At 55.7% G+C, this 14,892-nt stretch carries 9 protein-coding genes; 1 reads left to right on the plus strand and 8 read right to left on the minus strand.

The window, feature by feature from the left end; translation table 11 throughout:
- Window positions 1-34 precede the first annotated feature (34 nt).
- The 3 genes from ACNKU7_RS06465 to ACNKU7_RS06475 all read right to left on the minus strand — a co-directional run bounded on the left by ACNKU7_RS06465 (window position 35) and on the right by ACNKU7_RS06475 (window position 4,331).
- Window positions 35-1,429 carry a Na+/H+ antiporter NhaC family protein gene (locus ACNKU7_RS06465; protein WP_418296152.1) on the minus strand — a complete coding sequence of 465 codons (1,395 nt, stop codon included), beginning with the start codon at window positions 1,427-1,429 and terminating at the stop codon, window positions 35-37.
- 172 nt (window positions 1,430-1,601) lie between these two features.
- A complete protein-coding gene (locus ACNKU7_RS06470; protein WP_418296153.1) occupies window positions 1,602-2,681 on the minus strand; it encodes a S66 peptidase family protein in 1,080 nt (359 codons plus the stop codon).
- 33 nt (window positions 2,682-2,714) lie between these two features.
- Complete coding sequence (locus ACNKU7_RS06475) at window positions 2,715-4,331, minus strand: serine hydrolase (protein ID WP_418296154.1); 1,617 nt, start codon at window positions 4,329-4,331, stop codon at window positions 2,715-2,717.
- 173 nt (window positions 4,332-4,504) lie between these two features.
- Between ACNKU7_RS06475 and ACNKU7_RS06480 the strand changes: the two genes are divergently transcribed.
- Window positions 4,505-6,001, plus strand: a complete 1,497-nt coding sequence (locus ACNKU7_RS06480; protein ID WP_418296155.1) for a transglutaminase-like domain-containing protein — start codon at window positions 4,505-4,507, stop codon at window positions 5,999-6,001.
- Between the two features lie 111 nt (window positions 6,002-6,112).
- Here the strand turns inward: ACNKU7_RS06480 and ACNKU7_RS06485 are convergent, their stop codons facing one another.
- The 5 genes from ACNKU7_RS06485 to ACNKU7_RS06505 form a co-directional block, all read right to left on the minus strand.
- Entirely contained in the window at window positions 6,113-6,898 is a 786-nt protein-coding gene (locus tag ACNKU7_RS06485) for a MurR/RpiR family transcriptional regulator (protein ID WP_418296156.1), read from the minus strand.
- A gap of 33 nt (window positions 6,899-6,931) precedes the next feature.
- Window positions 6,932-8,026 carry a dipeptide epimerase gene (locus tag ACNKU7_RS06490; protein ID WP_418296157.1) on the minus strand — a complete coding sequence of 365 codons (1,095 nt, stop codon included), beginning with the start codon at window positions 8,024-8,026 and terminating at the stop codon, window positions 6,932-6,934.
- Window positions 8,027-8,036: 10 nt separating this feature from the next.
- Window positions 8,037-9,470, minus strand: a complete 1,434-nt coding sequence (locus tag ACNKU7_RS06495) for an NlpC/P60 family protein (RefSeq protein ID WP_418296158.1) — start codon at window positions 9,468-9,470, stop codon at window positions 8,037-8,039.
- Between the two features lie 352 nt (window positions 9,471-9,822).
- Window positions 9,823-12,825, minus strand: a complete 3,003-nt coding sequence (locus ACNKU7_RS06500; RefSeq protein ID WP_418296159.1) for a TonB-dependent receptor — start codon at window positions 12,823-12,825, stop codon at window positions 9,823-9,825.
- Window positions 12,826-13,304: 479 nt separating this feature from the next.
- Window positions 13,305-14,807, minus strand: a complete 1,503-nt coding sequence (locus tag ACNKU7_RS06505; protein WP_418296160.1) for a tryptophan halogenase family protein — start codon at window positions 14,805-14,807, stop codon at window positions 13,305-13,307.
- Window positions 14,808-14,892: the final 85 nt, after the last annotated feature.

Genomic DNA, 14,892 nt, shown 5'->3' on the forward strand with positions numbered 1-14,892 from the left:
ACCCGCCCGCCTCATTGAAATTGTTCGAAACGATTTAAAGCATCACGTAGCCGAGTACGGCGAAGCCCACAGCACTCACAACACCAGCGCGCAGCGCATAGGGAAGCTGTGTGCGGACATGCTCGATGTGTTCTGTGCCCGATGCCAGGGAAGAGACAATCGTGGTATCGGAAATAGGCGATGCGTGATCACCGAAAATTCCGCCAGACAGCACCGCCGCCACGAACAGGGTCGGCTCCGCGCCCAGGGCCGCCGCCACCGGAATGGCAATCGGCAGCATTATGGAAAAGGTGCCCCAGCTGGAACCTACCGCAAAGGCAATCACGCCGGAAACAAGGAAGATGGCCACGGGCAGAAGTGCCACCGGAATGGCATCGCCAACCAGGCCCGCCACATACTGGCCAGTACCCAGGGCTTTGGATACGGAACCCAATGCCAGCGCCAGAACCAGAATGATCGCCAGGGGCAGCATCCGCCCGGCACCTTCCATCCAGGTGTGACTCAGTTCATCCAGGGTCATACTGCGCTGGATCAGCACCAGTACGGACACCACGGTCAGTGCCGCCAATGACGCCCACAACACGGACGTGGAACCGGAGCCCTTGAAGATCTCACCATTGCCGGTAATCCACAAACCGGCCGGCATCGCCAGAATAAGAACCGCAACGGGCAAGAACATATTTAACGCCCGGGGTTTGACATGGGCTTTCTCACCCATACTGGCGGCGAGGTCGATACCGTCCTTGTCACCAGAGGTTGTGCGCGCCTGCGCATGGGCCATCGGGCCGGGATTGTAATTTCGTGCGATGGTAAATGCCGTCAGGGCTACCGCACTGATTGCGTACAGGTTCAGAGGGATTGTCGACAGCAATACCGTGAGCGGCTGATCGACACCGAGGCCATCCAGCAGCCCCAGGTTGAACGCGCCCCAGGCGTTCAGGGGGATCAGCATACATATCGGCGCGGAAGTAGAATCGATGATGTAAGCAAGCTTTTCCCGCGCAACGCGGAAGCGGTCAAACAGGGGGCGCGATACCGTGCCTGCCACCAGCACAGTGATATTGGACTCGATAAAAATCACGATCCCCACAAGCCACGCCATCCACTGCGCACGCTTGCCATTGGTTACCCAGCGGCTGCGCTCAAGGAAATGCACGAAACCACTGACAGCACCACAGCGTTCAAGGGTGACAATAAAGGCACCGATCACCAGGGTAAACATCACCACCCGCGCATCCCCGGGGCTGGCAAGCACTGCCAGTATCCCATCCAGCGCCTCAGCCAGTGACGGCACTACGCCGGAGTGATTCAGCAGGTAAAACCCGAGCCAGATGCCGGCAAACAGCGCGAGGTACACCTGACGGGTCAGCAGCGCGAGGCCGATTGCAACAAACGGTGGAAGCAAAGTGAGCCAAGAAAGTTCTGTCATACAGCGATACGTCTTTATCGAATTTATTTTTTATCGGCCTGCCGGTTTATTGAAACCTCGACTGGCAAGAATGTCAGCGGATGCGTACCCGTACTGGCAGCGCAAAAAATCACACGCCTGATAACCACACCAAAGCTGGGGCCAGAGCCTGTGGCAAAACACCACTGAGGGTTCAGGCTACCACACGATCACGCAAAACCAGCGTGCCCGCATCACCGTCCAGCTCCGCCATGGCCCCTACCGGCACTACGGTCTGATCGTCAATGTGACCGATCATTAATCCGCGAACTACCGGCACCCCGAGCCCGGCGCAGCGCTCGCGCAGGACGTGTTCAATACTGAAAGTGTTGCCATCGGTGTCCGCCTCGGTGAACTTGCCGAACACGATGCCCGCCACCTGTTGCAGTTTTCCCGCCAGCCACAGCTGGGTCAACATCCTATCCACCCGGTAAGGCGGCTCGCCCACATCTTCGAGGAACAGGATCTTGTCTCGATAATCCGGCTCGAAAGGCGTGCCCACAAGGCTGGCCATCAGCGTCAGGTTACCGCCGATCAGGCGTCCCCGTGCGCGACCACCGGCAAACCGGGTAATGCGGTTCTCCCTTTCCACGCGCCCCGGCGCAGACTCGAAAGCCGGCGGCGCGCCCAACGGAACAGGACGCTCACCATGCACCAGTACTTTCTGGTATTCAGCCAGGGTGTAGTCGGTAAAGTTCTGCGCAGCGATAGGCCCATGAAAGGTCATGACACCACTGCAACGGTAAATGGCATTCAGAAGCGCGGTGATATCGCTATAGCCCAGCAATACCTTCGGGTTGCGGCGAATATTGTCGTAATCCAGCATGGGCAGGATACGCGGCGTACCATAGCCACCACGCAGGCAGAACACCGCATCCACATCCGGATCCGCGAACATGGCATTGAAGTCCTGCGCGCGGGCGGCATCCGGGCCGGCCAGATACTGGGTGCGCTGATACAGGTTCGCGCCCTCCTTTACCCGAAACCCGAGGGATTTGACCACATCGCCAGCAAAGCGAATATCCTCGTCCTCCCACGCATTGCTCGCTGGTGTAACCAGGCCAACCGTCATCCCGGGCTCAAGCCGCCGCGGCAGCAACGGCGCATCGCTAGCCGGAGCGCTGTAGTCTGTGGTCACGCTGACGGTCGAACCGGTTCTGGCAGAGACAGAAGCGCTCACCGCGCCCAACAGCGGGGCGGCGAGCAGGGATTTCATTAGATTGCGCCGGTGCATGGCATGCTCCTGTTTATATTATTGTGCGGCATATTATTGTACGGCAGCGCTAACAGGGTTTTCCTGAAGCGGCGCCCCGCTGGCGGCCCCGTTCAGGTGACGCTCACCAGCAAACTTCACAAATCGAAGGTCGTGAAAATCGTAACTGAAGTCCGTGCCGCGCGATTTGGGCTGCATCGTCAGCAATAGTTCACCGGACTCACTGCGGTCAGCCATCATCCACGCATCTGCATTGAGGCTCCGATCATCCCAGTGCAGCGCCCAGACACCCTCACCGGCCGGAGTCAGGTTTCCGGCAAGGCGCGGCGACTTCAACGCCCGCCACCTCAGACCCGCACCATCTCGAAATATCTGGATGTCCCCAAACCAGGGGTCGCGATAGTGTCCGCTCAGCTCCCGCTCAGTAACCGCAGTAAAGCCCGCGGGGGGCTCCAGTAGCTCAGGTTCCACGGCCTCTGCCGGCGTCCCATACAACTCCTGGAAATAAGCCAGCCAATCCTGTTCGGGGGCGCCGAGAAACGGCTTCAACAGGCCGTACATGAGAGCCTGCCGCGCAGCTCCGGCACTGCGATTCATCAGTACGACTACTGCCAGATCCTCTTCCGGCACCACCGCCGCCCAGGCATACATACCCGAGAGCGACCCCGTGTGATGGATGACTCGCTTACCGTGCATATCCTGCACCCGCCAGCCAAGCGCATAAGCATAGAAGTGCCCACCGTCGCGCTCAGCCCGCTGTAAAGAAAAAGGCATCAGTGTCTCGGGCTTCCACAGGCGATCGCGGGTTTCTTCGCTCAGCAGACGCACGCCATTGGGCGCCACACCATCCTGCATCAGGGTTCGCAGCCAGGTCAGCATATCGCCGGCACTGCAATGCATACCGCCGGCGGCAGCGAGCACAATGGGTTCTGTCCCTGCGAGGTTGGGCGTATCGATCACCAGCCCCTCACTCTCCAGCCGGTGCGGGTCTGCCAGGTTATCCCTTGCTGCGTCTGGTACGGGCCCCGCGTAACAGTGCTCCAGCCCGATTTTGTCCAGCAGTTCCTGCTGCACAAAATCTTCGTAACTCTGCCCGGACACCGCCGCAATCAGCTCACCGGCAACGATATACAGCAGGTTGTCATAGGCATAATCAGCACGAAAACTCCCGGTAATCGGCAGATAGGCCAGGCCCGAGAGCACATCAGAACGGGTGTATTGGTTGGGCTGTGGCCACAACATCAGATCACCGGCTCCGGGACCAAGCCCCGAGCGATGGGTCAGCAGGTCGACGACCTGGAATTCGCGGGTGATCCATGGATCGGCAAGGCGGAATTGCGGCAGGTAGTCCACAACCCGGCCGTCCCACTCCAGCTTGCCATCCTCAACCAGTAAACCGAGTGCTGCCGTGGTAAATGCCTTGCTGGTGGATGCCAGCTTGAACAGCGTGTGTCCGTCAACTGGCCTGGGCTGATCCACATTGGTGACCCCGAACCCCTGCAATAGCAGTGGTTTGCCGCGATACCAGATTCCCACAGCTGCGCCGGGTACCTGCTCTTCCTGCAGCACACGCTCGACATACGCTTCGGCAGTGCCAGAATCGAGAGGCGGCTGATCACAGCCCGCCAGGGTCAGAGCGACTGAACAGAGTAAAAGGGGTGATACGCGCATAGTGTTCGCTCCGCATTTTTGATTATTTGGACGCTGGCGAATTTCAGCGGGGTTGACGCGGCGTACGCATCAGAATAATTTATCAACCATAGAATTTTAAGTAAATAATAAATTATTCCGACAACTTGCCAGCGACCAGGGTATCGGTCCAACGAGCACAGGATGGAGCGCCCATGCCAATCGATCTTTCCCACCGTTTCCCGCTAAAAGCACTAGCCGTATTCAGCGCTTTGATCGCCCCGGCCACCGCGGATGAACTGGCCTCGATTCAGGCCAAGATTGACAGCGGGTACTACCAGACAGCCAAAGCCCGGATTCAGCAATTACTCCCCCAAACCGCCGGGCAACAGACCCCCACTGGCGAGGAGCAAGCAGCCATGAATAGCGAATCCGGTCAGGCTTCAGTTTCAAGTGCACTCGCATTTGAGGCCGAGCGCATGCGCCGAATCGAGATGGAATTCAAACTCAAGCCAGAGGATCTGCTGGCGTCAATCCAGCGTTATATCCCCGACGCAACGGAAAAGGATATCGAGCACTGGGAGAGCGAGGGCCTGCTGGAATACATGACCATTGATGGCCAGCGGCGCTACTTCGACAAAACCGCGTACAACCTGGTGCATATCTCGGAAGCCGCTGCGCTGCGTACCAACGATTACCGCCGATTCACCGACAAGGCGCCGCTCTACCAACTTCACCCGCACCACCAAGCGGTGATCAAATCCAAGGCGCCCCTGCGCCAGCGCATTCAGGTGGAATACTCACTGACCGTCGACGCCGATGCCGTGCCCGCCGGGGAGACAGTGCGCGCCTGGATCCCCTTTCCCAAGGAAATCCCCACCCGCCAGGAAAATATCCAGCTGACCGGCAGCATCCCGGGCACGTTCGAACTTGCCCCGGCCTCCCATCCGCAGCGCACCATCTACCTGGAAAAGACCGCGCAGAAGGGAGAACCCACCGAGTTTGAGGTGCGCTACAGCTTTGACAGCATCAGCAGCCTGTCCAACATCGATGCCAGCCGGGTGACACCCGCCGAAGATCCGGCACTGGCACCATACCTTTCAGAGCGCCTGCCGCATATCCAATTCACACCCAAAATGCGCGCCCTTTCTGAACAGATCGTCGGTGAGGAAACGAACCCCTATCGCATCGCGCAGAAACTGTTTGCGCACGTTGACCAGATCCCCTGGGCTGGAGCCCGCGAGTACTCCACCATCCGCAATATCAGCGAGTATGCCGCCGAAGCCGGCCATGCCGATTGCGGGCAGCAGACGATGCTGCTGATCACCCTGATGCGCATGAATGGCATACCGGCTCGCTGGCAATCCGGCTGGGAATTTTCTCCCGAGACATTCGACACCATGCACGACTGGGGCGAATTTTACCTGGCACCATATGGCTGGATGCCAATGGATGTCACCCACGGCCTTCTCAATGGCGAAAGCGAGCAGGAGCGCTGGTTCTACCTCGGCGGCATTGACAGCTACCGCTTGATATTCAACAGCGACTACAGCCGGGAGTTCAGCCCCGCCAAGCAGCATTTCCGCTCGGAAACGGTGGACTCACAGCGAGGTGAGGTGGAGTGGCGCGGTGGCAACCTCTACTTTGACCAGTGGGATTACGATATGGACTGGAAACTGGTGAATCCGCTGGTAACCGCGGAAAACAACTGATAGGTACAGGGAATATTGGCGAGTTACCCGGGAGGATATCCCGGGTGCTACAAACTCAACGAAACCTTCTCAACGAAACCTTCTCAACAAAGCTTTCTCAAGGAACCTTTCTCAGCGGCCTTTTCTCAACAGGCCACTGACAAGCCCTTCAATGACATGCAACTGCGCCGAGCGGAACAGCAGGCGCTGCAAGTCCTCATCGTCTTCCGACGGTACGACATAGAGGCGAATATCCGAGTTGATACTCGCTGCGTTGTAGTTGTACCGGGTCAGGCTCAACACCTTGACGCCCTGCTCTCGCGCACGATTGGCGACATCGACCAGGGATTCCTCACCCCCGAAGTCGCACAGGATACAGAGGAGATCTTCATCTTTGAGCGAATCGGCAATCCGCCCCTGCAGCGCGCCGCCCTCGTCATAAACGGCCCAGCACCCCAATTCCAATAGCTGGTGGGTAAAATAACGTGCGACCGCCGCAGACCCCGGGCAGGCCGAGACCTGGATACAGCGCGCAGCGTGGATTGCGTCAATCGCTGCGGAAAACTGGTCGTCGTCGTTGATACTGACCGTGTTCTCCAAAATTTCGAGCTTTTTCTGCCCCAGCAGACTCAGTGCGCTGTCCGCCTGGGAAAAAGGACGTGAAGGCTCACTACTCCCGCCGTGCCCCGCGCCAGCATAAGACTCATATACGGCGAGCTTCAGGCTGGGATAGCCGCGATAGCCGAGCTTCTGGGAAAACTTCACCACGCTGGACTGACTCACACCAACCGCTTCAGCCAGTTGTGACGACGAATAGTCACGCAGGAGCTGGGTGTTATCCAAAATAAAGTCCGCGAGCTTGCGCTCGTTTACAGACATCTGGTCGCGCATCGCGCGCATTTTCAATAGACAGGTCACTTACTGCTGTCTCCCTCTGCGTTACCGCCGGCTTCATGCCAGCAACTGCAGACCGTCAATTTTTTCGATACCCAAGCCGGGCGTTTCGTTCAGAATGATATCCGCATCCTTGTAGGTCGCGCCACCAACTACCGGGTCGAACTGGCACAGGGAGGGCACATCCAGATCCAGCTTGGTGACAATTGGGGCTTTCGCCGCCGCTACATGCGCCGCGGCGGAAACACCGATACTGGTTTCAAGCATACAGCCCACCATGCACTCAACATCATACAAACCCGCCAGATCCGCAATTTTCAGTGCGTTGGAGATTCCGCCGGTTTTCATCAGTTTGATATTGATAATGTCCGCAGCGTGACGCTGGATGACATCCATCACCTCATGAGGACCGAATATGCTTTCGTCGGCCATGATCGGGGTTTTCACGCGTTCAGAGATGTAACGCATTCCTTCGAGGTTACCCGCCTTCACCGGTTGCTCAACCAGTTCCAGCAAAACGCCGGCCTCTTCCAGCCCGCGAATCGCCATCACCGCCTGTTTGGGACTCCAGCCCTGATTCGCATCCAGGCGCAGCAGGGCACGCCCCTTCACCGCAGCGTATACCGCCTTGATACGCTCAATATCAAGGCCGATATCCTTACCCACTTTCAATTTGAGAATTTCAAAGCCACGCTCCACCGCCCGCTCGGCATCGGCCACCATCTTGTCGATGTAGTCCACACTGATGGTAATGTCAGTGGTCAGACTGCTCTCGCCACCACCGAGGATCTTGTAAAGCGGGGTCTTATAGCTCTGGGCAAAGAGGTCATACAGAGCGATCTCCACCGCCGCCTTGGCGCTGGTGTTGTTGATCATCGCGCCCTCTATCTGCCGCGTCAGGCGGTTGAGATCGGCCACGTCGCGCCCCAGCAATAATGGCGTATATATTTTGCGTACTGCCTCGATGACCGAACCATGGGTATCACCGGTGATCACCGCGGTTGCGGGTGCATTGCCATAGCCCACATGACCGGTGTCGGTTTCCAGCATTACGATCACGTCTTCCACACACTCGACTGTGCGCAGGGCTGTTTTAAAAGGCGTTACCAGCGGTACCTGGAGCATGCCCAGTTTTACGTCAACGATCTTCATGGCGTACCCGTTAAATAATTGATTTTATGGCGTAGATGCCATCGATAAAGCGCTTCTCATTCGTGAGTTGCAGCGGCATCAGTGGGGTGACCGACACGCCCGAAAGCGTGCCCTGATAAAAAGTATTGTCGTCCCGGTAATAGCTCAGACCAGTGACATCGTGAATCACGTAAGGCTCACCATCCACATCGCCGATGTACATCATCACGTGTCCGGGGATGTAGATAAGATCCCCTACCGACAGCTCAGTCAGCGCTTTTTCCCGCGCCGCATGGTCATCCGGCCCGAATCGTCTGGTGGGGGCAAAGTCGCTGAGGCCCTGCTGCCCGGAATTGCGCGGCATCAGGATTCCAACGGATTTGTAAACCTCACCCACAAACCCGGTGCAGTCGCGACCGTTGTAATCGTGCCCCCAGCCATAGCGTTCGCCGAGAAACTTGAACGCCTGCTGCAGGATCACCGATGGCTGGTAAGGCAAGTACCCCACCGAAACGTCGCGACCCCGCCCTATCAATGTCGGCTCAAACTCAAGCTTACCACCCTCACCGCGCACCGGCAGGGACACAATATAACTGGCATAAGGGTTTTGACCGTGTACGTTATGGCCAACCTCCGCAGCGCTCAGCAGAGGCAGCGAGACGCCCATATCCAGAACGACTTCTGACGTGCGCGCATCTTCGGGATTGAAATTGGTACGCACCTGTGCGCCAGTCACCGTCAGTCGGGGCACATGCTGAAACCAATCGTTGATCGCATCCCTGTCACCCAGTGCGACTGCCCGCTTGGGTATCCAGGCCCCGTAGTGATAGTTCAGCGCAAACCACCAGTTGCCATTCGCACTCTCATGCAGGATGACCAGACGCTGCCCGGGAAACACGCCCGTCTCCTGGAAGCGATCCAGATCCTGATCCTCGATATGTTTCAGAACGCGTTCGCTGGTGGGGTAGCTGCGCATACTTGCGCGTGCAACCGCCACACCCCAGCGCACAGGCACAACCTGAGGGATGGCATCACGCTGCACCGCCGCCTCAAGATCCGCGTAATCCGCCGCGCTGACTTCACGTCCATCGACAAATACCCGGGGGGATGAAGCCGGTGCGCTGACCTTGTCAATCAGGGCCACCACTTCCTCTTTGGGCAGGGTCTGGGGGAAGTCATCCAATCGGTGAAGGTAAGGATCGCTGGCAAAATTTGCCGTGTTGAATTCGCGAATCTGCTGATTGGACATGCGCACGCGATCATCGCTTAAACGCTGCAACCAGAAATCGGGAACCAACATCGCTTCGGTGATTCCCGGAACGTCACTGGCATACTCAGTTGCAGGGACACTGGTAGAAACGGCATTGGGGAGAGCCGCAATACTTTGATCGGATTCACCGCAAGCGGTGAGAACAAAAATTGCGGCGAATCCTGCCAGATAGCTAACCGTTTTTTTTGCTCTCATTAAAAACACCCCTTTCGAATATCAGTGTACATATTAACGCTATATTTACCGGCGAAGAATAATTTATTCAAAAATAATTCACCAATCTTGAAACGTTAATTACTGATGGACGCGCCCAGACCTGAACTTTGCATTATAAAAAAGCCCCGGTAGAACCGAGGCAATCCGTACTTCCGAAAATAACCCAGGAGAGAATAAGAACTCATGCCCCCTCACCGACAACGGAGGTAGATGGCGAGTTTCCTAAAAGTTACACGGCTTGGAAAAGCACCACCTTTTGAAGATTCGAAAGTCCTATACTGGTAAGAAGGCAGGATCCCCGAGAGGATCCCACGCTTCTATTTACCTCACATCAAAAATCCATAGAGACCGCCAGCCTCACGCTACGAGGCGCCTGGAATCCCGTCGGAGCGAGGAAGTTAGCATTAGTGGCACTCATGGAATAACGCATGATTTCATCCACGTCAGTAACGCCCTGACTGTTCAGCACGTTGAAGATATCGGCGCGCATATTAAGAGCATTGCCCGCGAGCTGGGTACGGTAGGCTAGACCCAAGTCCAGGGAATGAATCCAATCCAGATCGCCGTATTGCCCCTTACCTAAGCGACTAAAGGTACGATCACCGTTGGAATACTCTTCAATGACATCACCATTGTCGTCAAGCAGGTCGGTACAATTGGTAAGGCACACGTAATTGAACTCGTAGCTTTCGCTATCAGTGAAGGGATTACCCTGTGCTCGTGCATTGATCGGGCGACCCGAAATCATAGTGAACGCTGCCGACAGTGTAAGGTCTTCACTCCAGGCATACTGACCACGCATTTTGAATGAATGGGTGCGGTCATTAGGTAGCCGGCCGTAATTGCCGAGCAAGTATGCCACATTGTCGCCTGCCTCGGTCCAACCAGGGATATCATTCCCGGTATCAGAGTTCACCCCGCCTTCATAGTTACCGTAAGAACGGGACCAGGTATAAGCCGCGTTAAAGCTCCACTGATCCATAAACTGCCGATCCAGCACCAGCTCCACTGCGTTATAACTACGCTCCACCTCAGGACCGCCCAGCATCTCGCCGTTAGAGCCTGGCATCTGCTCTTTGGCCAAATCAATATTGATCTGACGGGTCTGTCCATCATCGCATTCTCTTGTCAAGGTCAGTTCACGGCCCGGGTTGGCGAACACCCATCCGGATACATTTCCACATCCCGCTACGTCGACATCAATCTTCATGTCTTCAATAGCGTTATGGAAGCGACGATGAATACCACGCACGCCCAACTTCCAGTTTTCTGCGACCAGCTTTTCGTAGCCAAGAATCAACTCATCCTGGTAACTCGCCTCGAGGTCGTTATCTACAAAAGCCTCAGTACCATCAAGACCTTCAGCCGCATTACCAACCCGATAGGTTTCGCCAATCTGAGCCCCGAGAATCGGGGTAACATTGGTATAACCGGAAGCAGTTGTCTCGCTTTCGAGGCCGAGGAACTCATGGTAAGTACGGGTATCCAAGGTACCGCCACCCTCGCGAGCAACCAGGCCGTTGGCCAGAGGGAAATAGTAACGCCCAAGGTTAGCAAAAAGTTTTGACGATCCATCACCGTTTACATCCCAGGCGATGCCGAATCGAGGAGAGATCATTTCGTCAATCTTAAGGAAAGAGTTACCGGCCGCGTCCTTGGTATCAAACTCATCGAAGCGGACACCCATTGTAGCCGTAACATTGTCGGTAACGGACCAGATATCTTCCAGGTAGAACGCTGACGTATCAGACTCAAACTCACCTATCGAGTTCCTAGTACGGGCCATCACGTAGGCATCACCCTGAACAGTCCCCCCCTGCAGCGGCTCGCCCGGAAAAGAATCTTCAATTTCATAGTAAGCCTGGTTCGGCCCAGTCGTCAGACGATCCATTTTCGTGATACGCAATTCGTCATCCATGCCGAAACGCAGAAGATGATCACCCAGCGCATATTCCATATCCAGGCGGAAAGCTTCTCGACTGTTAATACGTCCGTCAAATCGGGTACTTGTGGTACAACCGATGTGCGCATCCACCCCACTGCGGTCATCGTAGACCCGGTTACATTCCAGGCCTGAAGTGTTGGTAGAAACATACTTACCTTCACTTTCGCCATACATCGCTTTAACCAGGAAATCATCAGTGATCTGGCCCGTGTAAGTCGCGAGATAATTTTGACCACCGCGCTCCTCAAAGGTTGTCTGCTGATATTCCCCGGCGTCAAAATAGTCGGTAGCAGATTCCCGCTCGTCGGAGAATGCTATAACCTCCAGAGAGTGATCATCAGTGATCAGCCAATCAACTTTACCGCCCCAGAAACCACTATCATCTTTGCTCTTCCAGGTCGTATCGCCATTTAGAACAGTGCCTTCGCTGCGATTATTACGAGGTTCGTAAATACCATAGAAAAACAGCTTATCCTGAATGATTGGACCACTCGCATAGAAGTTAGTACTGAGCGCATCGCTGTCCGACATATTATTGCTGGATACCCGCTCCCCCAACAAGTTGTAACCATCGGTACCGCCACCACGAAGCGCTTCCGGAGTATAGTAAGAAGCAAATCCATACTTGAATTCGTTGGTACCGGATTTCACAACCGCATTGGTGACCCCGCCAGTTGTACGGCCAAACTCTACCGAGTAACCACCTGTCTTTATCTGCGCTTCTTCGAGGAACGCGAATGGCACGGCGCCTGCGCCAATACCGGTTTCCACATCACTGACATTAAGTCCATTGATGAATACTGCGTTTTCACCAACGGATGAACCGCCAAAGGAAACACCACCGAAGGCGGTCCCAGAAACTGTACCAGGGGCAAGCAGCGCGACGGAATCGAGGCTGCGACCAACAGGAAGCATCTCCAGATCAGCAGCCGAGAAGCTGACTCCAGACTCAGAGCTGGTTGTATCAATCTGCAGGCGACCGCGCTGACCGACAACAACCACCTCTTCTAAATCCGCAGTGGAAGTACCGTCCAGCTCGGTTGCAGTACCGATTGTCACACGCACGTTACGGCCCAGTGATACTTCTTCACCATTAACTCTGGCTGTTACGTCATAGGTGCCCACGGGCAATCTGGAAAATCGATATCTTCCATCTTCGTCAGCCTTAGTCGTACGCGTGAAGCCATTTGCCTTGTTTCGGATCACAACCTCCGCACCGGCAAATTTCTTGGCGTCGGCCTGATCGAACGTACCAATAATGGCACCATCGCTGTTCGCGGCCAGAGCTTGCGGAGCGTTGAGCGCACTCACGCCAACAACTGTACCAATCGCTATCGCCAGAAGCTGGCGATGGATAACTTTACTTCCCTTCACTTTAGGTTCACGCATCTGAGATCTCCCAGGCTGTTATTGTGTTTATTTCCCGTGGCAAGGCTGGCTTCACACACGAATAGAGTTCATCGCCAAAAGGGGCATTTCTATGACGCCCTCTATATTGATCAGGTAGCAACCACAACCTGAAGTCATAGTTTATGTATTAGACGGAAAACTATAGGAATAAGATATTCCTCGATGATTCTGCAAAAAAAATTCAATTGGTGCGATAGATAAATGATAAAAAATTCAAAAAAATATAACTGAATGACAGCTAATGATATATAGGCAGATCATTAGACGCCAAATCGGCGCAGGCAGACTCTGAGGGGATGTACATACCGAGGATTGGAGGGCAAAGAGAAGAATAAATTATCCGCGAAGCCAGACATTTCCAGCAGAATAGCGTAAAGCCGCTGGTGGCATCAAACGCCAGATCACAAGTCTGATTAGCGCTGTAGCGAGGTACCTTCCAAGGCTTGCGATAACGGATATCAACCAGACAAGTGCGCGATCTGCTGCTCATGGGTACGAAACCGCGCGATATTACCGCGGCAAAATTTGCCCGCCTCCTGAATCAAAGCCCGGGTACTTTCCGGCACCGGTAAGCCATGGCTGGGGAAACGCCCCATGCCCGCCAACAGGCAATACCAGCTTGCGCGGGAATAAATCTGATTCGTTCCCTCGGAAGCCAGGAACCCTGAGAAGTCACCCTGCGAATCCCAGCTCGCCAGCAACTCCACCAGAAAGTCCGGTTTCGCCGGGTCCTCCCGCGCGGCACGCCAGTATTCAGAGTCCGTGCGTGTATTCAGCAGGTAGTGACCGGCCACATATTCGAGTACACCGTCAAACATGCGGTTGATACGCCGGTTGAACGCTTCCTGTGCCCCAATATCTGGCGTCATGACACCGGGATCGAATTTCCCGGCAAAGCACTCAAGCGTGAACTGCACGAGCATCAGCGCCGTCGCTTCCAGTGGTTCGATGAATCCCTGGGAAAGCCCGACCCCAAGGCAATTACCGGACCAGTGTGCATCGACGCGGCCAACGCGCATCTTCAGGTGCCGGCATTCAAGGCTATCTGGGGCGCCGCTCACAGAGCGCAACTCTGTTTCGGCCGCTTCGGCAGAAATGAAATCATCGCTGTACACGTAACCGAGCCCGGTACGCTGCTGGAGCGGAATCCGCCACATCCAACCGTTGGTTAGCGCGGCCGACTCTGTCGCTGAGATCAGTGGTTCAGCGTGATCCCGGGGCAACTGCAGCGTGACCGCCGCATTGTTGAACAGGGTGCTGGAATAGTCCCGGAAGCGGTAGCCCGGAAGCGCTGAAAGTAGCTGGCTGCGAAATCCGGTGCAGTCGATATAAAAGTCCGCGGTCAACCGGTGCCCACTCACTGTGGAAAGCCCCACTATCTCGCCGCCCTCAACCAGCACTTCGGAAACGGTTTCAATCTGGTGGTTCACGCCGCGGGCAATGGCCTTATTTTTCAGGAATGCGCCTAGCAGGCCCGCATCAAAGTGATACGCATAATCGAGTTCAAACGGTAACGGTCGCTGCGGTATCGGCGACATTGCCGCTTCGGAAAGATAGGGTGCGTGGAAGAAATGATCCGGTAAGGCGCTGGCTGGCTCACCCTGCCGGCATCTGTCCGCCAGCCGAAAAAACTCAGCGCCCACTTCACGGTCTAGCGGCGAGAAAAACGGGTGAAAATAGGACTCAAATCCTGGAGTTTCCGACCAGTTGGGGAAGCGGATACCGCACTTGTATGTGGCCTGGCAGGCGGGCATCCACTCGGACTCCGGGATATCCAGCCCACGGAAGAAATTCTTGAGATAAGGCGTACTGCCCTCGCCCACGCCCACAGTGGCAATCCCATCGGACTCAACCAGCGTGATATCGACGTTGCCGCCTCGAAAACGTTGGGCCAGCAGATTGGCTGCCATCCACCCGGCGGTACCACCACCGACAATCAGTATTGAGCCCCGCTTGTCCACACACCTGCCCCGCAATCCGTTTTTATTGTGTGGGGATAATAACAAAGCCGGCGCAAGCCGGCTTTGTTATTAATCTCGATTAACT

It is taken from the genome of Microbulbifer weihaiensis, from assembly GCF_048323715.1.
Classification (GTDB): domain Bacteria; phylum Pseudomonadota; class Gammaproteobacteria; order Pseudomonadales; family Cellvibrionaceae; genus Microbulbifer.